Genomic DNA, 22,026 nt, shown 5'->3' with positions numbered 1-22,026 from the left:
CTGAATTTTTTCAGGGGACTTTATTTTTTCCCTGCAGCCATATTCTCTGCCAAATAAGTTAGAAATAACTGAACTGCGGGTAATAATCCTTTACGGGAAGGGTACACGGCATGAATGATATCTTCCGAAAATTGCCATTGCGGTAACACCTCCACCAGCTCCCCACTTTTCAATTCTTGTTCAACGACTCCCTTAGGTAAACGAGCAATACCTAGCCCCCTAACCGCAGCACGGTATAACGTTAAAATATCGGTGGTGGCTAGCTTAGGTGTGACATGCACCGTCACACTCAGCTCATCACTATTTTTTAAAGATAGGGTATAACGCTGTGAATGCTCCGTATTAGCAAGAATTGGGTAATCCACCAGCTGCTCTGGAGTTGATGGTGCTCCTTTTTCACGGAATACACTTGGATTTGCGACTAAGATCCGCTGAGAATACCCCAACACTTTCATCATCATTCCAGAATCATCAAGGGGTAATGAACGCACTCGTAATGCCAAATCCAATCCTTCACTGATCACATCGACGGGGCGATTGACGGCCAGAATTTGTACATCGATATCAGGGTATTTCTCCATAAAATCAATCAGTAAATCCTGCAAATAGACTTGCAATAAAGTAACGGGGCAAGAGAGCTTAATGGTACCTTTGGGGTGTGTTTGTACTGAGCAAATCAGTTCATGGGCAATATCCGCTTCTTCCACGACATTCTTACATTGCTGATAAAAAACTTGCCCAATGTCAGTGACATGAAATTGCCTTGTGGAGCGATAAATCAATGAAACATTTAGCTTTTGCTCCAAGTCGGCAATACGACGACTGAGTTTTGATTTTGGGATCCCAAGCGCCGCACCAGCTTGAGAAAAACCACCATGTTCAACGACTTTAACGAAATAATAAAGGTCATTTAAATCGTACTGCATGTTGTTTTCCTCAATCCTAATGACAGTGATAATCCATCAGCTGCGTCGACCAAATAAGCGATGGCTAAATTCTTCAATTTTATGATGCTCTAACCGATTTTGCATCGTCAGGCTCCAACTCGCAGATAGCCCTGCCGCAGACAATAATCGACGGTACAACTCCTCATCATAGGGCGCATGGAAGGCTATCATAATCGCTTCTTGCATCGAGACATCACTATTACGGCTCAGTAGTTTTAGCGAGGTATCCGCACCGACACTGCCACCTTTAATGACTCTATATAACCAGCCACAGCGACCTTCGTCCTGCATGATTTGAGCAAAGTTTTCTACGCCCGTTAACCCATTGAGTTTATAGCAAGGTGAACGCGGTTGGGTGACTTGAATGCGCGCATCACCCCAAGCATAAATATCACCGATAAAAACGTTTTCTTCGGTCATTCCTTGAGTTGACAGGTTTTCACCAAAAGCGGAGGGAAGGAATAAATCCTCTAATTGCGGGTATCGTTGTCGCCAAAATTCATAATGTTCTTGCGGGTAATGGCATAACGCCCTATCTGGCCCACCGTGAAAACGCTTTTCTGCTTGTTCATCCCCTTCAATTCCTAAGCTGTTTAAGGTTAATACCCCATCCACGGCTCGCTTATGAATCGCACTCACGCCACAATGGGCTGTGCTTTGAATGGTACCAATAAATACTTGAGGATGTATTTTCACCGTTTTGCTCCCGATAACCCCGCCAGAAAGAGTTTTCATCATAAAGAATGGCCATAGAGATAACAACGTTATACCGACGGTAAAAACAAAAAACGCGGCTCCGAAGAACCGCGCTTATCAAAAAAGTCAGTTAGCAAAAAAATTACTTGGTTTTTTCTGCGAAGCGTTTTGCTGCTTCATCCCAGTTCACAACTGACCAGAAGGCTTTGATGTAGTCAGGGCGACGGTTTTGATATTTCAGGTAGTAAGCGTGCTCCCAAACATCTAAACCAAGGATTGGGTAACCTGAAGCGCCAGAAATCGCTTCACCCATTAATGGGCTATCTTGGTTTGCAGTAGAGACCACCGCCAGTTTGCCATCGGCTTTTAATACCAACCATGCCCAACCAGAACCAAAACGGGAAGCTGCGGCTTTTTCGAACAGATCTTTAAAGGCATCAACGCTACCAAAGTCACGCTCAATGGCAGCTTTCAGTTCGCCTTGCAGTTCAGTACCTAATTTTAACCCTTTCCAGAACAGACTATGGTTTGAGTGGCCACCCGCATTGTTACGTACAAAAGTACGTTGATCTGCTGGGATTTGGTCTAATTTTTGGATTAACACATCAATATCTAACCCCGCCAGTTCAGGCAGTTTTTCTAAGGCAGTATTGGTGTTATTCACGTAGGTTTGGTGGTGCTTGGTGTGATGGATTTCCATGGTTTGTTTATCAAAATGAGGTTCCAGCGCATCGTAAGCATAAGGTAAAGCAGGTAATGTGTAACTCATATTGTTTGTCTCCAGTGACTTATCTTTCTACCTCACAGACTGAATTAGGATTTCAGTAACTGCGTGTTTTTAACCACGCACCCATTATAGTTATTTTATTGTTAATGAAAATCATTATCATATCCATGTGAATTCTGTGGATTTTTCCAACAACTATCATCAATAGATTATTCAGTAACTAATACCACTATAGTTCGCCTTTGTTTTTCTTTAATTCTAATGTTAGTTATATTTTTGAATTTTTATTTCAATCATGGATTTAGCATCAAATGATCATACTGCAAATCCCATTACTATTAATACGTGATCTTCCGCTCAAAAGAAAAACAAAATAACCATCCATACTTCAGTTAACTGTTTTTTGACATACTATTAACATCTGCAAGGAGATAATAATATGACACAAATAACTAAACATCCCGTTCCTGCTAATATTGCTAAAAATGCCCTGATAAACGAACAACAGTATAACGATGAGTACCAACGCTCGATTCAAGACCCCGAAGGATTTTGGGGCGAAAAAGGGAAAATCGTTGATTGGATTAAACCTTACACTCGCGTTAAGAACACCTCATTCGACCCTGGACACGTTAATATCCGCTGGTTCGAAGATGGCACTTTAAACCTGAGCGCTAACTGTTTAGACCGTCACCTAGCCACTCGTGGCGACCAAACCGCTATCATCTGGGAAGGGGATGACCCAACCCAATCAAAAAATATTACATACCGTGAGCTGCACCATGATGTGTGCCAGTTCGCAAACGTCCTGAAAAAACAAGGCATCCGCAAAGGGGATGTCGTCGCTATCTATATGCCAATGGTGGTTGAAGCCGCTGTGGCTATGCTGGCATGTGCGCGTATCGGCGCTATCCATACTGTCATCTTTGCCGGATTCTCCCCTGAGGCGGTCTCTGGACGCGTTATTGACTGTAAAGCCAAGCTTATCATCACCTCTGATGAAGGCTTGCGTGCAGGTCGCGCTATCCCACTGAAAAAGAACGTGGACGATGCACTGCAAAATCCACAAGTCACTACCGTCGCAAATGTGATTGTTTACCGCCGTACAGGTAATGCACCAAGCTGGATTGAAGGCCGTGACCTTTGGTGGCACGACGTTATCCAAGGCGTAAGCGCAGATTGCCCACCGGAAGAGATTAATGCGGAAGATCCACTGTTTATTCTCTACACTTCCGGCTCCACAGGTAAACCTAAAGGGGTTCTCCACACCACAGGCGGTTATCTGGTCTATGCAACGCTGACATTCAAATACACCTTTGATTATCATGAAAATGAAGTCTACTGGTGTACGGCGGATGTGGGCTGGGTAACAGGTCATAGCTACCTGCTTTATGGGCCGTTATCTAATGGTGCAAAAACCTTAATGTTCGAAGGTGTGCCAAACTACCCAGCGGTTAACCGTATGGCTCAAGTCGTTGATAAGCACCAAGTCAATATCCTGTATACCGCACCAACCGCTATTCGTGCACTGATGGCGGAAGGTGATAAAGCGATTGAAGGCACCCAGCGCGATTCTTTACGTATTTTGGGATCGGTCGGTGAGCCAATCAACCCAGAAGCGTGGGAATGGTTCTACAAGAAAATGGGGAACAGCCGCTGCCCAGTGGTTGATACATGGTGGCAAACGGAAACCGGTGGCTTCATGATCACGCCACTACCGGGTGCGACAATGTTAAAACCAGGTTCGGCAACACTACCATTCTTTGGCGTTCGCCCTGCATTGGTTGATAACCTTGGCGAGCCTATCGATGGCGCAACAGAAGGTAACTTAGTTATTGTGGATTCTTGGCCGGGTCAAGCTCGTACCCTGTTTGGTGACCATGAACGCTTCGAACAAACCTATTTCTCCACCTTTAAAGGCATGTACTTTAGTGGTGATGGGGCGCGTCGTGATGAAGATGGCTATTACTGGATCACCGGTCGTGTTGATGACGTGCTGAATATTTCAGGTCACCGTTTAGGGACAGCAGAAATTGAATCCGCCCTCGTTTCACATCCGAAAGTGGCTGAAGCTGCAGTCGTGGGTATTCCTCATAGCATCAAAGGACAGGCAATCTACGCCTATGTCACCTTAATTTCTGGCGAGGAGCCATCCCCAGAGTTGTACACTGAAGTGCGCAATTGGGTTCGTAAAGAAATTGGCCCGATTGCCACGCCAGACGTTTTACATTGGACTGATTCTTTACCGAAAACGCGTTCCGGTAAGATCATGCGCCGTATCCTACGAAAAATTGCATCAGGTGATACCAGTAATTTTGGAGATACTTCCACACTGGCAGATCCAGGTGTTGTCGAAAAACTGCTAGAAGAAAAACAGTCAATGAGTATCTCGTAGCTATTTAAATAGTTGTGTAGATAGCTCATGGCACTACAGGTCGCCTTCGGGCGACCTAAAATCAATACTCAGCATCACTCAATCAGCAGAAAGTAGAGTCAGACCGAATACCCAGTTAATTCCTTGGGTAGTCATGTGTCGCCCTAAAATCCGCCTTTTGAGCTATCAGAGTATGCCAATAATACAATAACAGAGGAGAACTCTGATGAATGCTACTGCTTACGAAAAGGTCGAGGTGAACCCTCTCTTTCAAGAATTAGTGAGAAAACGTAGTCGCTTTTCATGGTTGTTATCTGCAATAACGTTAGTTCTGTATGTTGGTTTTATCTTTCTTATCGCGTTTGATCCAAGCTGGTTAGGTACCCCAATCACTGAAGGTTCCTACATCACCCGCGGTATTCCTGTGGGCGTTGGGCTGATTGTGATCTCGTTTATCTTAACGGGTTTATATGTCATCCGAGCTAACAGCGAATTTGACCGCTTAACCGCCGAAATCTTAAAAGAGGTAGAAAAATGAAAGTCTTGCTCTCACTTATTCTGTTTTTTACCTCGTCAATGGCGCTCGCTGATGCCCTGACAGGCAATGTTGAACGTCAACCTGTCAATGTTCAAGCCATAGTGATGTTCTTGCTGTTTGTGGGCTTTACACTCTATATCACTTACTGGGCTTCAAAGAGAACGCGATCTCGCTCTGACTACTATACTGCCGGCGGAAAAATTACAGGTTTCCAAAACGGAATGGCAATTGCGGGTGACTTTATGTCTGCCGCTTCATTCTTAGGGATCTCCGCATTGGTTTATACTTCGGGATATGATGGACTTATCTACTCCATCGGTTTCTTAATTGGCTGGCCAATTATTCTGTTCTTAATTGCCGAGCGCTTACGAAATTTAGGTCGCTATACTTTCGCGGATGTTGCGTCATATCGATTACAACAAAGACCTATCCGCATTCTGTCTGCAATGGGTTCATTGGTGGTTGTGGCACTGTACCTAATCGCTCAGATGGTTGGAGCAGGAAAACTGATTGAGCTGTTATTTGGGCTTAACTACCACATTGCCGTCGTGATTGTTGGGATATTGATGGTTCTGTATGTGCTATTCGGCGGGATGCTCGCAACCACATGGGTACAGATCATCAAAGCCATTTTGTTACTTGCAGGGGCAACCTTCATGGCTGTTATGGTCATGAAACATGTCGGCTTCAACTTCAATACGTTATTTAAAGAAGCCGTTGAAGTACATAAAAATGGTATCGCCATTATGAGCCCTGGAGGACTGGTTTCTGACCCAATATCCGCCTTGTCTCTTGGGTTAGCCTTAATGTTCGGTACGGCAGGTTTACCTCACATCATTATGCGCTTCTTCACCGTTAGTGACGCGAAAGAAGCCCGTAAGAGCGTGTTTTACGCGACTGGGTTCATCGGTTACTTCTACATTCTGACATTTATCATCGGTTTCGGGGCTATCGTTCTGGTTAGCTCAAATCCTGACTTTAAAGATGCCGCTGGCGCTCTAATCGGTGGAACCAACATGGCAGCGGTACACCTCGCTGATGCCGTCGGTGGAAACTTCTTCCTTGGGTTTATCTCTGCGGTTGCTTTCGCCACTATCCTCGCGGTTGTTGCTGGTTTAACGTTGGCGGGTGCGTCTGCGGTTTCCCACGACCTGTATGCGATGGCGATTAAAAATGGTAAAGCCGATGAGCGCGATGAATTGCGCGTATCAAAAATTACCGTGGTGATCCTCGGTTTTGTAGCGATTGGGTTAGGGATTTTGTTCGAGAAACAAAATATTGCCTTCATGGTGGGCTTGGCCTTCTCTATCGCGGCAAGCTGTAACTTCCCAATTATCTTGCTATCAATGTATTGGAGCAAGTTAACCACTCGGGGAGCGCTTGCAGGTGGTTGGTTAGGCTTGATAACCGCTGTCGTACTCATGATCTTAGGTCCAACAATCTGGGTGACTATTCTGCATCATGAAAAACCAATTTACCCTTATGAATACCCTGCATTCTTCTCATTGATTGTCGCATTTACTGCATCATGGCTATTCTCAGTCACCGATAATTCAGAGAGAGGCAAAATGGAAAGAGCTCGCTTTAAAGAGCAGTTTGTACGCTCACAAATTGGCTTAGGGATTGAGCAAGGCAAATCTCACTAAATTCATCGATAGAAACAAAAAAGCGACCCAAATGAGTCGCTTTTTTTAATCCTTAGAATTAATTGGCGTAAGATCGTTTTTCTATTGCTAGCCAATCTTCTACTGAAGTGTAAAAACCTTGAGGGTTACTTTGCTTTTCAGCGAGTAACTTTTGATACTCCGCTTTATCTTTAGGGGTATAACGTGAAAGTAGCTGTTCCAACATAGGGCGTTTATCAACAAACTTCGTCCCGATTCTAAAGCTTTTATATAAACCAGCCGCAATTCCAATACTAAGAACAACCACTGAGACAATCGCCATGGCGTTATTCTCTAACCCAAGATGATTTTTCACCATCACGAGTAAAGAGAAAGGTACAAAAAACATGACTAGCAGTGAAAGGATAATGGCGCCATCTTGCCCATTATTAAATTCATTCTCTTGCTGTTTATTCACAGAAATAATCTGCTCAAAAATCTGGCTATTGTGACTTTTCATTTTATTCATATAACTCACCTATTTGATGAATGCTCATCTTCTTTCAGCTAAATTTAACAATTCAACATCTTAATTGATTAAAAATAACCATTTTTAATAGTATATGAATAATGGAATTAAACATCAATTTAACAATATTTACCTATTATATTTTACATTAGGCCAGCTATAGGAGGTTATCGAATAAAAACTAGAGAAGGAATAATGTGTTAGATGCTTAAATGATAATCAATTAATTTCTATGAGAGATTATTAATTTTAATCAATCATGAGAATGGTGGTTTTTATGGCTGGTTTTTTATAGCTAGGATAACGACTTTTCGTTGGATCACTGCAACGCTGATCATCAGATGGAGGTATTCTTTGAGTAAGAATAACCCAGTATAGGGACTTTCTGCAATTTTCAGTACCCAAACGCAAAAAAGCCACCCAATGGGTGGCTTCTCGGCTAATTTAATGTCTGGCAGTTCCCTACTCTCACATGGGGAGACCCCACACTACCATCGGCGCTACGGCGTTTCACTTCTGAGTTCGGCATGGGGTCAGGTGGGACCACCGCGCTATTGCCGCCAGACAAATTCTGTTTATTCCCGTTTAGTCTCTAATCCACTAAACCAGAATATCAATCCTGAACAAGCTGTCGTGTCCACCTCTCGGCGTCCCACTTCATTGAATCAACTTTAATCTCTCATCTCGAAAACACCTTCGGTGTTGTCAGGTTAAGCCTCACGGTTCATTAGTATTGGTTAGCTCAACGTATCGCTACGCTTACACACCCAACCTATCAACGTCTTAGTCTTAAACGTTCCTTTAGGACCCTTAAAGAGTCAGGGAAGACTCATCTCAAGGCAAGTTTCCCGCTTAGATGCTTTCAGCGGTTATCTCTTCCGCACTTAGCTACCGGGCAATGCCATTGGCATGACAACCCGAACACCAGTGGTGCGTCCACTCCGGTCCTCTCGTACTAGGAGCAGCCCCTTTCAATCTTCCAACGCCCACGGCAGATAGGGACCGAACTGTCTCACGACGTTCTAAACCCAGCTCGCGTACCACTTTAAACGGCGAACAGCCGTACCCTTGGGACCTACTTCAGCCCCAGGATGTGATGAGCCGACATCGAGGTGCCAAACACCGCCGTCGATATGAACTCTTGGGCGGTATCAGCCTGTTATCCCCGGAGTACCTTTTATCCGTTGAGCGATGGCCCTTCCATACAGAACCACCGGATCACTAAGACCTACTTTCGTACCTGCTCGAGCCGTCACTCTCGCAGTCAAGCTGGCTTATGCCTTTGCACTAACCGCATGATGTCCGACCATGCTTAGCCAACCTTCGTGCTCCTCCGTTACTCTTTGGGAGGAGACCGCCCCAGTCAAACTACCCACCAGACACTGTCCGCACCCCAGATAATGGGGCTACGTTAGAACATCAAACATTAAAGGGTGGTATTTCAAGGTTGGCTCCACGCAGACTGGCGTCCACGCTTCAAAGCCTCCCACCTATCCTACACATCAAGGCTCAATGTTCAGTGTCAAGCTATAGTAAAGGTTCACGGGGTCTTTCCGTCTTGCCGCGGGTACACTGCATCTTCACAGCGAGTTCAATTTCACTGAGTCTCGGGTGGAGACAGCCTGGCCATCATTACGCCATTCGTGCAGGTCGGAACTTACCCGACAAGGAATTTCGCTACCTTAGGACCGTTATAGTTACGGCCGCCGTTTACTGGGGCTTCGATCAAGAGCTTCTCCTTACGGATAACCCCATCAATTAACCTTCCAGCACCGGGCAGGCGTCACACCGTATACGTCCACTTTCGTGTTTGCACAGTGCTGTGTTTTTAATAAACAGTTGCAGCCAGCTGGTATCTGCGACTGGCTTCAGCTCCATGAGTAAATCACTTCACCTAATGCCAGCGTGCCTTCTCCCGAAGTTACGGCACCATTTTGCCTAGTTCCTTCACCCGAGTTCTCTCAAGCGCCTGAGTATTCTCTACCTGACCACCTGTGTCGGTTTGGGGTACGATTAATGATAATCTAGAGCTTAGAGGCTTTTCCTGGAAGCGGGGTATGAGCTACTTCGCCACCGTAGTGACTCGTCATCAGACCTCAGCATATAGTGAACCGGATTTGCCTAATTCACCTGCCTACATCCTTAAACCGGGACAACCGTCGCCCGGCCAGCCTAACCTTCTCCGTCCCCCCATCGCAATTATCACCAGTACGGGAATATTAACCCGTTTCCCATCGACTACGCATTTCTGCCTCGCCTTAGGGGTCGACTCACCCTGCCCCGATTAACGTTGGACAGGAACCCTTGGTCTTCCGGCGTGCGGGTTTTTCACCCGCATTATCGTTACTTATGTCAGCATTCGCACTTCTGATACCTCCAGCATGCCTCACAGCACACCTTCACAGGCTTACAGAACGCTCCCCTACCCAACAATATTTACATATCGCTGCCGCAGCTTCGGTGCATAGTTTAGCCCCGTTACATCTTCCGCGCAGGCCGACTCGACCAGTGAGCTATTACGCTTTCTTTAAATGATGGCTGCTTCTAAGCCAACATCCTGGCTGTCTGAGCCTTCCCACTTCGTTTCCCACTTAACTATGACTTTGGGACCTTAGCTGGCGGTCTGGGTTGTTTCCCTCTTCACGACGAACGTTAGCACCCGCCGTGTGTCTCCCGTGATAACATTCTTCGGTATTCGTAGTTTGCATCGAGTTGGTAAGTCGGGATGACCCCCTAGTCGAAACAGTGCTCTACCCCCGAAGATGAGTTCACGAGGCGCTACCTAAATAGCTTTCGGGGAGAACCAGCTATCTCCCGGTTTGATTGGCCTTTCACCCCCAGCCACAAGTCATCCGCTAATTTTTCAACATTAGTCGGTTCGGTCCTCCAGTTAGTGTTACCCAACCTTCAACCTGCCCATGGCTAGATCACCGGGTTTCGGGTCTATACCCTGCAACTCATTCGCCCAGTTAAGACTCGGTTTCCCTACGGCTCCCCTATACGGTTAACCTTGCTACAGAATATAAGTCGCTGACCCATTATACAAAAGGTACGCAGTCACACCACAAGGGTGCTCCCACTGCTTGTACGTACACGGTTTCAGGTTCTATTTCACTCCCCTCGCCGGGGTTCTTTTCGCCTTTCCCTCACGGTACTGGTTCACTATCGGTCAATCAGGAGTATTTAGCCTTGGAGGATGGTCCCCCCATATTCAGACAGGATAACACGTGTCCCGCCCTACTCGTCGAGTTCACAACACTAACACCTTCGGATACGGGGCTATCACCCTTTACTGCCGGCCTTTCCAGACCGTTCTCCTGATGCTAATGCTGATTAAGACTCTGGGCTGCTCCCCGTTCGCTCGCCGCTACTAGGGGAATCTCGGTTGATTTCTTTTCCTCGAGGTACTGAGATGTTTCAGTTCCCTCGGTTCGCCTCGTTTGACTATGTATTCATCAAACGATAGTGCAACGAATTGCACTGGGTTTCCCCATTCGGAAATCGTCGGTTATAACGGTTCATATCACCTTACCGACGCTTATCGCAGATTAGCACGTCCTTCATCGCCTCTGATTGCCTAGGCATCCACCGTGTACGCTTAGTCGCTTAACCTCACAACCCGAAGGTGTCTTTTCATCAGACGACACGAAACGTCATGGCTGTGCGTGGTGAAGTTCTTCGTTGGGCAGGGTTCGCAATGCTCACGTACTCATGTACGCTGCGCTTGCTGCACGCTGTCCGCCTTGAATTTCACACTGCTCGCTCATGCCACTTGCTTGTGTGTTTGAAAAACACGTTCAAGTTGAGATTTTTGAGAGACTCTCACATTGTTTAAGCGATAAACAATGTGCGTTGTTTTCAATTTTCAGCTTATTCCAGATTGTTAAAGAGCATAATTATTCGCAATAGACTATTTCTAATCTATTCTGAATAATCAGAAAGTTTATGGTGGAGCTAAGCGGGATCGAACCGCTGACCTCCTGCGTGCAAGGCAGGCGCTCTCCCAGCTGAGCTATAGCCCCATAAAGGTAATTCCAGTATCGATTCTCTCACTAAGAAAGAATTTTGAGTTAAATCGAATTTAGGCAAGGCATAACTTGGCGACGTTTACGTCAGGTAAACGAGCTGAGTTATAACGAAGCATCAATTCGATTTTGGTAGGCCTGAGTGGACTTGAACCACCGACCTCACCCTTATCAGGGGTGCGCTCTAACCACCTGAGCTACAAGCCTATCGATACCGTTACTCTATTTCATCAGACAATCTGTGTGAGCACTTCACAAGTACACTTCAATGGTAAGGAGGTGATCCAACCGCAGGTTCCCCTACGGTTACCTTGTTACGACTTCACCCCAGTCATGAATCACAAAGTGGTAAGCGCCCTCCCGAAGGTTAAGCTACCTACTTCTTTTGCAACCCACTCCCATGGTGTGACGGGCGGTGTGTACAAGGCCCGGGAACGTATTCACCGTAGCATTCTGATCTACGATTACTAGCGATTCCGACTTCATGGAGTCGAGTTGCAGACTCCAATCCGGACTACGACGTACTTTATGAGTTCCGCTTGCTCTCGCGAGGTCGCTTCTCTTTGTATACGCCATTGTAGCACGTGTGTAGCCCTACTCGTAAGGGCCATGATGACTTGACGTCATCCCCACCTTCCTCCGGTTTATCACCGGCAGTCTCCTTTGAGTTCCCACCATCACGTGCTGGCAACAAAGGATAAGGGTTGCGCTCGTTGCGGGACTTAACCCAACATTTCACAACACGAGCTGACGACAGCCATGCAGCACCTGTCTCAGAGTTCCCGAAGGCACTAAAGCATCTCTGCTAAATTCTCTGGATGTCAAGAGTAGGTAAGGTTCTTCGCGTTGCATCGAATTAAACCACATGCTCCACCGCTTGTGCGGGCCCCCGTCAATTCATTTGAGTTTTAACCTTGCGGCCGTACTCCCCAGGCGGTCGATTTAACGCGTTAGCTCCGGAAGCCACTCCTCAAGGGAACAACCTCCAAATCGACATCGTTTACAGCGTGGACTACCAGGGTATCTAATCCTGTTTGCTCCCCACGCTTTCGCACCTGAGCGTCAGTCTTTGTCCAGGGGGCCGCCTTCGCCACCGGTATTCCTCCACATCTCTACGCATTTCACCGCTACACATGGAATTCTACCCCCCTCTACAAGACTCTAGCTGACCAGTCTTAGATGCCATTCCCAGGTTAAGCCCGGGGATTTCACATCTAACTTAATCAACCGCCTGCGTGCGCTTTACGCCCAGTAATTCCGATTAACGCTTGCACCCTCCGTATTACCGCGGCTGCTGGCACGGAGTTAGCCGGTGCTTCTTCTGTTGGTAACGTCAATCGTTGATGATATTAGCATCAACGCCTTCCTCCCAACTGAAAGTACTTTACAACCCTAAGGCCTTCTTCATACACGCGGCATGGCTGCATCAGGCTTGCGCCCATTGTGCAATATTCCCCACTGCTGCCTCCCGTAGGAGTCTGGGCCGTGTCTCAGTCCCAGTGTGGCTGATCATCCTCTCAGACCAGCTAGGGATCGTCGCCTTGGTGAGCCATTACCTCACCAACTAGCTAATCCCATATGGGTTCATCCGATAGCGCAAGGACCGAAGTTCCCCTGCTTTGCTCCTAAGAGATTATGCGGTATTAGCTACCGTTTCCAGTAGTTATCCCCCTCTATCGGGCAGATCCCCATACATTACTCACCCGTCCGCCGCTCGTCAGCGAGAAGCAAGCTTCCCCTGTTACCGCTCGACTTGCATGTGTTAGGCCTGCCGCCAGCGTTCAATCTGAGCCATGATCAAACTCTTCAATTAAAAAGCTTGATGCTCAAAGAATGTTACTGTCGTTTGATTTCCGAAGAAACCAAATTACCTATTAGTTCATATATATGAATTAACGTGTTAGTCACTCTTCAAGACTTAAAATCAAATATTTTTTTGATAGTGTCCTGTGAGTGCCCACACAGATTGTCTGATAAATTGTTAAAGAGCGGTGCGACTTAATCTTTTGATTATCGACTTTAGGTCGTTGTCGCGAGGTGTCGTATACTACGTTTTTTATTTAGAAAGTCAAGCGATTATTTTCAACTATTTTCTTTCTTCACCTCTGTTATCACGGGGCTTCGAGGTTTTCTTCGAGCCGGTTTGTCGTGACAACGGATGCGCATTATAGGGAGCTCCAAAAATCTCGCAAGTGTTTTTTTACATATTTATTTCGTTCGCGCTTTTTTTAGCCAAATATGGCTTAATAGCGTAAATTACTACTGTTTTTTGACTATTTCAGCAGCAATAATTGATTTACTCACGTAACATATCATTGATTAGTATCTGTATGAGATGAATTATGGAATTGAGCAAACAACAAAATGCCTCACAAAAAAACCTCTCTTTTATTATTGCGCGAAGTCTTGGACAGCTCATATTAAAAGGCACCTACTTATCTGACGCTATTCTTCCCAGCGAATTAGAATTATCAAAGCAATTTAATGCCAGCCGAACCGCCATAAGAGAAGCGATTAAAACATTAGCAGCAAAAGGCATGGTTTTAGCTCGCCCTCGAATTGGTACACGAGTCATGCCCGCATCAAATTGGAACTTTCTCGACCAAGACTTATTAAATTGGTGGATTAACAGCGAAGAAAAGTCGGTGGTGATTAAACACTTTTAAGTTGTTCGTCTCGCCATTGAGCCTCAAGCTTGCTATCTCGCTGCACTGAATGCCACAGAAGAACAAAAACAGTCTCTACAATTACTATCAAATGAAATGGTAACCTTAGAAAAAGAGTTCGATAGGCCTCACTGGATAAAAATTGATTTTCGTTTTCATCTCACTATCTATCGGGCGTGCTGTAATCCTTTTTTAATTTCATTCGCGAATCTGTTTAGGTCGGTGTATCAGCTTTATTTTGATGCAATAACAGAAAATGATGCGATTGAAGTGGAACTTCATCAACAACTTGCCGATGCTATTATTAATGGCAATAGCCGTGAAGCTTACGATCTCTGCTATACCTTATTAACGACAATGAACAAATAAGCTAACAGAACGAATTCGCTCACCAAATTTATCGATAGGTAACGGATGTTTAAAACTGCTAAAAATATGTCGGGTTTGCCATGGATTGCCGCGATGGCTTTCTTTATGCAAGCGTTAGATGCCACGATATTGAATACGGCACTGCCCGATATCGCCAAAAGTTTGCATCACTCTCCATTAGCGATGCAATCTGCCGTGGTGAGCTATACCCTAACAGTTGCACTGTTAATTCCGGTGAGTGGTTGGTTTGCCGATAGGTTTGGTACTCGACGTATCTTTATTATTGCGGTTTCTCTGTTTTCATTAGGGTCATTGCTCTGCGCGCTTTCCCCTTCATTAACAGTGCTAGTTATTTCTCGCGTTATCCAAGGAATTGGCGGGGCGATGATGATGCCAGTGGCACGACTTGCATTAATTCGGGCGTATCCGCGAAGTGAACTTCTGCCTATATTGAATTTTGTCACTATCCCTGGATTAGTCGGCCCCATCTTAGGGCCTCTGTTGGGTGGTATTCTCGTCACCTATGCCACATGGCATTGGATATTCATTATTAATATCCCTATTGGTGTACTTGGGATTGTGTATGCATTAAAGCATATGCCTGATTTTAAAATGCCAAAACGTAAATTTGATACCCTTGGCTTTCTTTTATTTGGATTTGGCTTGGTCATGCTTTCCGTCAGTTTGGATCTGTTTGGCGATAAATCACTGTCGAGCTATGTTCCTTTGGCTATTGTTCTGGGCGGTTTTCTTTGTCTTCTTCTTTATATACTCCACGCAAGGCGCATTAAGCACGCCATTATTCCGCTTAACTTATTTAAGACGAGAACCTTCTCCATCGGTATTAGCGGTAACATCGCCACTCGATTAGGTACTGGAAGCATTCCATTCTTAATGCCATTGATGCTGCAAGTGGGATTTGGTTATGAAGCCGTTGTCGCGGGGATGATGATGGCTCCACTGGCCATTGGCTCGATTACGGCAAAATCCGCAGTTACAAGAATTCTAACCCGATTTGGATACCGTAATACACTATTTACTGTCACGGTGATTATTGGGTTGATGGTCTCGCAGTTTTCGCTGCAATCTCCAGATATGTCGATTTACCTGCTTATCGTTCCGTTGTTTGTTTTAGGAATGGTGATGTCTACGCAATTCACGGCTATGAATACCATTTGCCTAGCGGATTTAACGGATAATAATGCTAGCGCCGGCAACAGTATGCTAGCAGTAACTCAGCAACTTTCGATTAGCTTTGGGATCGCGGTGAGCGCCACCATTTTGAGCTTTTTTGATAACCAACCAAACAGTAATGTCGTGGATAACTTCCATTACACCTTTATTACTATCGGAGCTATCACGTTACTTTCTGCCTTTGTGTTTCTATTACTCAGTAAAACCGATGGCGATAATTTAATTAAAGGCAAAAAATCCGAAAAAACGCAGAATTAGCGTTTCCTCACTGATTGGCGTTCCACCAGTTTTGGCGTTAAAACTAAAACAGAGGGTTCCGCATCTGGGTTATCCATTCGATAAATAAGTTGGTTAACCGCTTGCTGACCAAGTTCATCCTTTGGCTGATGAACAGTGGTGAGTGGTGGGATCATATAAGAAGAGAGTGCAATATCGTCATAACCAATAATGGAAATATCGTCAGGCACTTTCATGCCTTTTTGGTAAATCGCTTGGTAAGCACCGACCGCCATTGCATCATTCCCCGCAAAAATGGCATCAGGGGGATTTGGTAGCGCCAAAAGTTTATTCATCGAATCAAATCCACCTGAAAACTCAAAATCACTAAAGATAATATATTCTTCGTGGATATTGAGGGATGCAGCCTTCATGGCTTGAAGGAAACCTTGATAACGCGCTTGTGCTGGGGATTTATCTTGAGGGCCAGCAATGCAGGCAATTCGAGTAAACCCCGCATCAATTAAATGACGCGTGGCAATTTCACCGCCGAGGAACGAGTTATCCTGAATAATATCTCCGGCTGATTCAAACGGAGACCAGTCCATCATCACCGTCGGAACAGATGGATAACGGGAAAATACGGCTTTGGATGGGCCTTGCGCTTCAGTGCACATAATAAGAAGCCCATCGACGCGTTTTTGCAAAAGGGTTTCTAAGCTATGATCCATTCGCTTGAAATCCCCTTCGGTGTTGCACAGGATCAAACTGTAACCCAATTCGTAGCAACTACGTTCTACACCACGCACGACTTCCGCATAAAACGGGTTGTTACTGGCGGTCAGTAACATTCCAATGGTATTGGTGCGGTTCATCTTCAAACTTCTCGCTAAGGCCGATGGCGCATAGTTGAGTTGTTCGATGGCACTTTTTACCCGTGAAGTAACGCTTTCGCTAACATAGCGATTTTGATTGATAACATGGGAGACGGTGGATGTTGACACGCCAGCAAGGCGAGCAACATCTTTCATTGTTGCCACAAATTTATCCTATTGAAGAAGAAACTGGTCTATTTCATTACGCCATGGAACAGAAGGTTGTGCACCGGGACGTGTCACTGCAATTGCAGCAGCCGCATGGGCAAAGACAATCGCATCTTCATCGGACTGACCTTCAAGTAGCGCAGTTACATACGCCCCATTGAATGTATCACCTGCTGCAATGGTGTCCACCGCTTTCACTTTAAAGCCTGGAATTATTTTCCCTTGCTTGCCTGATTCACTGTACCAAACCCCTCTGGCGCCCAATGTAATCATCACTTTATTAATGCCTTTTTGATGCAGTGCTTGCGCTGCTTTTTGTGCGCCTTCTTCATCATTAACAGCGATGCCCGTTAAATGCTCCGCTTCCGTTTCATTCGGCGTGATCACATCCACCAGCGACAGTAGCGAATCTGGCAACGCTTGTGCAGGCGCTGGGTTTAAAATCACTTGAGTTTGGTGTTTACGCGCGATCTCAGCGGCCATTTGAACAGTTTCAATCGGAGATTCAAGCTGCATCAATAAAGCATCAGCATCGATAATTTTTTGCTGATATGCGGCCAGTCGTTCTGTAGAAAGATGACCATTGGCTCCCGCATTGATCCCAATAATATTTTCGCCTTGCCCGTTTACATAAATGAGTGCAACACCCGTTGTTTCACCAGCAACTGAATCAATACAATCAATCTTAATCGTATCTTTTTGCAGCTGTTTTTTGATGCTAACACCGACATCGTCATCACCGACACAAGCAATAAATGTGATATCAGCGCCACTACGACCTGCGGCTACCGCTTGGTTGGCACCTTTGCCACCGAAAGCAACTTGGTAACTATCACCTCTTACTGTTTCGCCAGGCTGGGGAAACTGCTGCACATTGAGAATGTGGTCAACGTTGATACTACCTAAAACAACCAGTTTAGCTGCTGCCATCACATTTATGTCCTTTTGCTGCGCAATTAAATAAACCGCCGCTAAACTCACGGCGATTTATCAATCCTCTTGTTTTATCAAGGATAATTATTTTATATAAAACTATTGTTTTACCACGAGTTCTAATTCAACAGGAACTGTTGCTTCGACTTTCTCGCCTTTTAATACTTTATCTGCGATCTGCACTCCAACAATACCAATTTGATCTGGACGTTGAGCAATCGTCGCGCCTAACTTTCCACCTTGAACTGCTTTGATACCGTCATTTGTACCATCAAAACCAACCACTAAAACGTCATCTCGACCAGCAGTTTGTAATGCTCTTAACGCACCTAATGCCATTTCATCGTTTTGTGCAAAAACAGCCTGAACAGCAGGGTGTGCGGTCAGTAAGTTTTGCATAACGTTCAAGCCTTTAGTTCTATCGAAATCTGCAGGCTGGCTCGCTAATACGTTGAATTTATGTTCTTTAGCACCCGTATTGAAACCTTCACCACGTTCACGAGCAGCCGACGTTCCTGAAATTCCTTCTAATTGAATAACTTTGGCATCATTGCCCGTTTTCTTAGCGATAAAATCTGCTGCCATTTTTCCGCCCATGCGGTTATCAGAGGCAACATGGCTCACCACTTCACCTTTGTTCGCAGCACGGTCTAAAGTGATCACTGGAATTTTCGCTTTGTTTGCCATCAGGATAGAGTTACCCACAGCATCAGAGTCTGTTGGGTTGATCAGCATTAACTTAGTACCACGAACTGTTAAATCTTGGACGTTCGCTAACTCTTTCGCTGGGTTATCTTGAGAATCCAAAACAATCAGTTCATAACCCAGTTTGTCCGCTTCTTTTTGTGCCGCATCTTTCATGGTCACAAAGAATGGGTTATTCAGGGTTGAAATAACCAGCGCGATACTCTCTTTGGCCATCGCGTTCACACTGACGGTTGCTGTTAGTGCAAAAGCGGTAAATAAAGTCGCTAATTTATTCAGTTTCATAAGAAAATTCCTGTCGTTATCGGGTAGGGGTCAGAATCACTATTTTTTGTTATCAACAAGTACAGCTAATAAAATCACAACGGCTTTTACGATCATTTGGTAGTTCGAGGAAATACCTAATAAGTTCAAACCATTGTTTAAGAAACCAAGGATCAGCGCACCAATCAGCGTACCAACAATGCGCCCTTTACCACCAGCGAGGCTTGTGCCACCCAGTACCACCGCAGCAATCGCATCCAGTTCATAACCGTTACCCGCCATTGGCTGAGCAGAAGATAAACGTGCAACTTCAATCACACTCGCCAGCGCTGCTAATAAACCACACAGGGAGTAAACGATAATTTTAATTTTATCGACATTAATACCGGATAAGCGGGTCGCTGATTCATTTCCACCTAACGCATAGATATAACGACCTAAGCGAGTGTGGTGCAGCATGTACCATGCTGCAGCAAAGACGATAACCATTAACCATACTGGGGTAGGAATACCTAATGGGCGACCGATACCAAACCAACCAAATAAATCGGCGTTATCGCTAAAACCCGTATTGATTGGGCTGCCATCGGTATAAACACGGGTTACACCACGTAGTAATAGCATCATGACCAATGTGGCGATAAAAGCTTGGACTTTACCTTTTGCGACAATCACCCCTGTGCATGCACCAATGGCAGCACCGAGCGCTAATGCTCCCGCCACAGCAACAAAGGCATTCACATCAGCGCCGACCATCGATGCGGCTACCGCACCAGTTAATGCCAATAGAGATCCCACAGACAAATCAATGCCTGAAGTCAGAATCACTAACGTCATGCCCACTGCCATAATCGCGTTTACAGAAGTCTGTTGTAGGATGTTAAACAGGTTGTTGACCGTAAAAAAGTTAGGACTTAGGGTTGAAACAATCGCAATTAAGACTAATAGGGCGATTAATGATTTTTGCTCCATTAGCCATGCTTTGCTGAAGTAGCGTTTTGATGGTGCGGTTGTTGAACTCATGCTGTTAACTCCTGAACTGAGCCGTAATTTTTACCGACTGCGGCCGCCATTAAGGCTTCCTGCGTTGCTTCTTTGGCAGAGAATTCGCCACTGATATGCCCTTCATGCATAACCAAAATGCGATCGCTCATCCCAATCACTTCAGGCATTTCTGAAGATACAAGGATGATACTCAGCCCTTCTTTTTTAAATTGGTTGATTAGTTGGTAGATCTCTTTTTTTGCCCCAACGTCGACACCACGGGTTGGCTCATCAAGGATAAGCACTTTCGGTCGTGTCATTAATCCACGGGCAATAGCCACTTTTTGCTGGTTACCACCAGATAAATTTCCAATGATTTGGTCCATGGATGGGGTTTTAATATTAAATAAGCGGATAAAATCCCCCACGGTCATTTGCTCTTCGCCATGTTTTAATGTGCCGCCAAAGTGGCTGAAGTAACCTAATGCCGTTAAGGACATATTTTCTTTTACTGACATCCCCAGTACTAAACCATCGCGCTTACGGTCTTCAGAAATATAAACGATGCCGTTATTCAAACCATCTTGCGGGGTTTTTAAGGTAACGTTTTTACCTTCTAACTGGATATTGCCGGATTTTTTCGGGGCTGCACCGTAGATGATTTTCATCAGCTCCGTACGTCCTGCGCCCATCAAACCTGAAACACCTAAAATTTCACCGCTTTTTAGCGTGAAACTGGCATTGGTGACACCGGGGCCAGAAACATTTTCAACTTGGAGACGAATATCACCAACAGGCACATCAACTCGCGGATATTGGTCTTCCAGTTTGCGGCCTACCATCATCTCAATCAGTTTTTCTTCTTCTAATTCACTGACAGGCTTTTCGCCAATAAACTGACCATCACGAAAAACGGTCACGTCGTCGCAAATTTCGAAAATCTCTTTTAAACGATGGGAGATATATACAATGCCGCAGCCTTGAGATTTTAAATCTTCAATCACGCGAAAGAGTGAGGCAGTTTCGGTATCGGTAAGTGCGTCTGTCGGTTCATCCATAATGATGACTTGAGACTGAAAGCTGAGAACTTTGGCAATTTCCACCATTTGCTGTTCACCGATGGATAATTCTGCGATGGTTTGGTGGCTATCGTAATCAAGGTTTAATCGTTGGAGCAGTTTGTCTGACTCGCTGAACATTTTTTTCCAGTCGATTTTGCCGAATCTATTTACAAATTCACGACCTAGAAAGATGTTTTCAGCGATAGTCAGTTCGGGAATTAAATTCAGTTCTTGGTGAATGATCCCGATCCCGGCTTCTTGGGAACTTTTCGGGCCATTAAACGCCACTTCTTTACCAAGGTAACGGATCGCGCCCGCGTCTTTGTTGTAGATCCCCGTGAGCACTTTCATCATGGTGGATTTACCGGCACCATTTTCTCCTACCAGCGCCATGACTCGACCAGGGTAGACTTTTAAGGCGGCTCCCGAGAGGGCTTTTACACCGGGGAAGGCTTTATCAATGCCGATAAGTTCTAATAAAGGTTGCATAGTCACCTCAGAAAGTCACACCAGAACAAAGAATGATATTAGCGTATGGTGAACATTCCCCTGTTCGGATCACCGCTTTGCTTTCATGAGTGCGTTGCTTGAAATGTTCATGACTGCAATAGATGACTTCAATGTGGTTTCCCTGTGCCGCTTCCAATTCATGAAGATGGGCTAAAATGGCTTTTTCCATTTGTGGATTTATTTTGCTGATTTCTTGAGCAAGTATCGCTTTTTCTACCTGCATTTCTTGGGTGATCACCCGCAAAACAGACATAAAATCCGGTAGTCCTTGCGTCACAGCGAGGTCAATACGTTCAGCGCTGGCTGGAATTGGCAGGCCGGCATCACCCAGCGTGATATGGTCGGTATGACCCAGTTTGGCAATCACGGAAGCAACATTTGAGTTAAGCAACATACCTTTCTTCATTCTTTACCACCGTTTTTAGTCTATTTTTTCTACTTTTGGGTTCCGGCTCTGTATGAGCGAAACGTTTCGCTTATACAATGATAGTAAAGAATAGTCACAACTCAATGTTCTTATCTTGGTTTTGTGATCACCATCGAAACGTTTCGTTAGCCTATTTTTACGCATAAAAAGCTAACTTATTGAATAAGTTGTCGCTGAATCGTTCCTGCTTAATTAATACTCAGTTGTTCGTTAC

14 protein-coding genes, 2 tRNA genes, 3 rRNA genes and 1 pseudogene are annotated in these 22,026 nt (G+C 45.2%); 5 read left to right on the top strand and 15 right to left on the bottom strand.

The annotated features are described in order from the left end of the window. Nucleotides 1-20 precede the first annotated feature (20 nt). The 3 genes from QS795_RS00325 to sodA form a co-directional block, all read right to left on the bottom strand. Entirely contained in the window at nucleotides 21-926 is a 906-nt protein-coding gene (locus QS795_RS00325) for a LysR substrate-binding domain-containing protein (RefSeq protein ID WP_286271573.1), read from the bottom strand. Nucleotides 927-962: 36 nt separating this feature from the next. Beyond that, nucleotides 963-1,643: a 6-hydroxyaminopurine reductase gene (gene yiiM, locus QS795_RS00320; protein WP_318627167.1), complete on the bottom strand. Its 681-nt coding sequence runs from the start codon at nucleotides 1,641-1,643 to the stop codon at nucleotides 963-965. Between the two features lie 142 nt (nucleotides 1,644-1,785). Next, nucleotides 1,786-2,412, bottom strand: coding sequence for a superoxide dismutase [Mn] (gene sodA / locus QS795_RS00315; RefSeq protein WP_132497200.1), 627 nt, complete (start codon nucleotides 2,410-2,412; stop codon nucleotides 1,786-1,788). Nucleotides 2,413-2,809: 397 nt separating this feature from the next. On the opposite strand from sodA, the gene acs reads away from it, so the two are divergent. From acs to actP, 3 genes are all read left to right on the top strand, one after another. Beyond that, nucleotides 2,810-4,765 carry an acetate--CoA ligase gene (gene acs, locus QS795_RS00310; protein ID WP_181477777.1) on the top strand — a complete coding sequence of 652 codons (1,956 nt, stop codon included), beginning with the start codon at nucleotides 2,810-2,812 and terminating at the stop codon, nucleotides 4,763-4,765. Nucleotides 4,766-4,970: 205 nt separating this feature from the next. Next, a complete protein-coding gene (locus tag QS795_RS00305; protein ID WP_318626705.1) occupies nucleotides 4,971-5,282 on the top strand; it encodes a DUF485 domain-containing protein in 312 nt (103 codons plus the stop codon). Then, nucleotides 5,279-6,928, top strand: coding sequence for a cation/acetate symporter ActP (gene actP / locus QS795_RS00300; RefSeq protein WP_154602125.1), 1,650 nt, complete (start codon nucleotides 5,279-5,281; stop codon nucleotides 6,926-6,928). Before QS795_RS00305 ends, actP begins: the two co-directional genes overlap by 4 nt. Before the next feature lie 58 nt (nucleotides 6,929-6,986). Here the strand turns inward: actP and QS795_RS00295 are convergent, their stop codons facing one another. The 6 genes from QS795_RS00295 to QS795_RS00270 all read right to left on the bottom strand — a co-directional run bounded on the left by QS795_RS00295 (nucleotide 6,987) and on the right by QS795_RS00270 (nucleotide 13,253). Continuing rightward, a complete protein-coding gene (locus QS795_RS00295; RefSeq protein WP_154627279.1) occupies nucleotides 6,987-7,415 on the bottom strand; it encodes a hypothetical protein in 429 nt (142 codons plus the stop codon). 449 nt (nucleotides 7,416-7,864) lie between these two features. Further along, nucleotides 7,865-7,980 (bottom strand): 5S ribosomal RNA (gene rrf, locus QS795_RS00290). Between the two features lie 141 nt (nucleotides 7,981-8,121). Then, nucleotides 8,122-11,027: ribosomal RNA gene (locus QS795_RS00285) — 23S ribosomal RNA — on the bottom strand. 334 nt (nucleotides 11,028-11,361) lie between these two features. Continuing rightward, nucleotides 11,362-11,437, bottom strand: a tRNA-Ala gene (locus QS795_RS00280). Between the two features lie 133 nt (nucleotides 11,438-11,570). After that, nucleotides 11,571-11,647, bottom strand: a tRNA-Ile gene (locus tag QS795_RS00275). A 65-nt stretch (nucleotides 11,648-11,712) separates the two neighbouring features. Beyond that, nucleotides 11,713-13,253 (bottom strand): 16S ribosomal RNA (locus QS795_RS00270). The 16S, 23S and 5S rRNA genes sit together here with 2 tRNA genes alongside, the layout of an rRNA operon. A gap of 529 nt (nucleotides 13,254-13,782) precedes the next feature. Between QS795_RS00270 and QS795_RS00265 the strand changes: the two are divergent. Together QS795_RS00265 and mdtD are read left to right on the top strand one after the other, a co-directional pair. Further along, nucleotides 13,783-14,475, top strand: a pseudogene (locus tag QS795_RS00265) (FadR/GntR family transcriptional regulator). A gap of 45 nt (nucleotides 14,476-14,520) precedes the next feature. Next, the gene (gene mdtD, locus QS795_RS00260; protein ID WP_154603247.1) at nucleotides 14,521-15,927 is read left to right on the top strand and encodes a multidrug transporter subunit MdtD; all 1,407 of its coding nucleotides are present in this window, start codon (nucleotides 14,521-14,523) and stop codon (nucleotides 15,925-15,927) included. On the opposite strand, the gene rbsR is transcribed toward mdtD, so the two are convergent. The 6 genes from rbsR to rbsD form a co-directional block, all read right to left on the bottom strand. After that, entirely contained in the window at nucleotides 15,924-16,925 is a 1,002-nt protein-coding gene (rbsR, locus tag QS795_RS00255; RefSeq protein ID WP_418055360.1) for a ribose operon transcriptional repressor RbsR, read from the bottom strand. The two genes, mdtD and rbsR, sit on opposite strands and share 4 nt — an antisense overlap. 9 nt (nucleotides 16,926-16,934) lie before the next feature. Next, nucleotides 16,935-17,858 carry a ribokinase gene (gene rbsK / locus QS795_RS00250; RefSeq protein WP_154603246.1) on the bottom strand — a complete coding sequence of 308 codons (924 nt, stop codon included), beginning with the start codon at nucleotides 17,856-17,858 and terminating at the stop codon, nucleotides 16,935-16,937. A gap of 102 nt (nucleotides 17,859-17,960) precedes the next feature. Continuing rightward, nucleotides 17,961-18,851, bottom strand: coding sequence for a ribose ABC transporter substrate-binding protein RbsB (gene rbsB, locus QS795_RS00245; protein WP_108479110.1), 891 nt, complete (start codon nucleotides 18,849-18,851; stop codon nucleotides 17,961-17,963). A gap of 39 nt (nucleotides 18,852-18,890) precedes the next feature. After that, nucleotides 18,891-19,853: a ribose ABC transporter permease gene (rbsC, locus tag QS795_RS00240; RefSeq protein ID WP_154603245.1), complete on the bottom strand. Its 963-nt coding sequence runs from the start codon at nucleotides 19,851-19,853 to the stop codon at nucleotides 18,891-18,893. Beyond that, complete coding sequence (rbsA, locus tag QS795_RS00235; protein WP_318626704.1) at nucleotides 19,850-21,364, bottom strand: ribose ABC transporter ATP-binding protein RbsA; 1,515 nt, start codon at nucleotides 21,362-21,364, stop codon at nucleotides 19,850-19,852. Before rbsA ends, rbsC begins: the two co-directional genes overlap by 4 nt. 7 nt (nucleotides 21,365-21,371) lie before the next feature. Continuing rightward, nucleotides 21,372-21,791 (bottom strand): D-ribose pyranase, encoded by a 420-nt coding sequence (gene rbsD / locus QS795_RS00230; RefSeq protein WP_108479112.1) that lies wholly within the window; start codon nucleotides 21,789-21,791, stop codon nucleotides 21,372-21,374. Nucleotides 21,792-22,026 lie beyond the last annotated feature (235 nt).

It is taken from the genome of Providencia zhijiangensis (assembly GCF_030315915.2).
Lineage (GTDB): Bacteria > Pseudomonadota > Gammaproteobacteria > Enterobacterales > Enterobacteriaceae > Providencia > Providencia zhijiangensis.
This window is presented reverse-complemented; position numbering and strand designations above follow the sequence as displayed.

Coding starts and splice junctions, on each gene's coding strand:
- QS795_RS00325 (WP_286271573.1), bottom strand. CDS start 926: ATGCAGTACGATTTAAATGACCTTTATTATTTCGTTAAAGTCGTTGAA.
- sodA (WP_132497200.1), bottom strand. CDS start 2,412: ATGAGTTACACATTACCTGCTTTACCTTATGCTTACGATGCGCTGGAA.
- acs (WP_181477777.1), top strand. CDS start 2,810: ATGACACAAATAACTAAACATCCCGTTCCTGCTAATATTGCTAAAAAT.
- QS795_RS00305 (WP_318626705.1), top strand. CDS start 4,971: ATGAATGCTACTGCTTACGAAAAGGTCGAGGTGAACCCTCTCTTTCAA.
- actP (WP_154602125.1), top strand. CDS start 5,279: ATGAAAGTCTTGCTCTCACTTATTCTGTTTTTTACCTCGTCAATGGCG.
- QS795_RS00295 (WP_154627279.1), bottom strand. CDS start 7,415: ATGAATAAAATGAAAAGTCACAATAGCCAGATTTTTGAGCAGATTATT.
- mdtD (WP_154603247.1), top strand. CDS start 14,521: ATGTTTAAAACTGCTAAAAATATGTCGGGTTTGCCATGGATTGCCGCG.
- rbsK (WP_154603246.1), bottom strand. CDS start 17,858: ATGGCAGCAGCTAAACTGGTTGTTTTAGGTAGTATCAACGTTGACCAC.
- rbsB (WP_108479110.1), bottom strand. CDS start 18,851: ATGAAACTGAATAAATTAGCGACTTTATTTACCGCTTTTGCACTAACA.
- rbsC (WP_154603245.1), bottom strand. CDS start 19,853: ATGAGTTCAACAACCGCACCATCAAAACGCTACTTCAGCAAAGCATGG.
- rbsA (WP_318626704.1), bottom strand. CDS start 21,364: ATGCAACCTTTATTAGAACTTATCGGCATTGATAAAGCCTTCCCCGGT.
- rbsD (WP_108479112.1), bottom strand. CDS start 21,791: ATGAAGAAAGGTATGTTGCTTAACTCAAATGTTGCTTCCGTGATTGCC.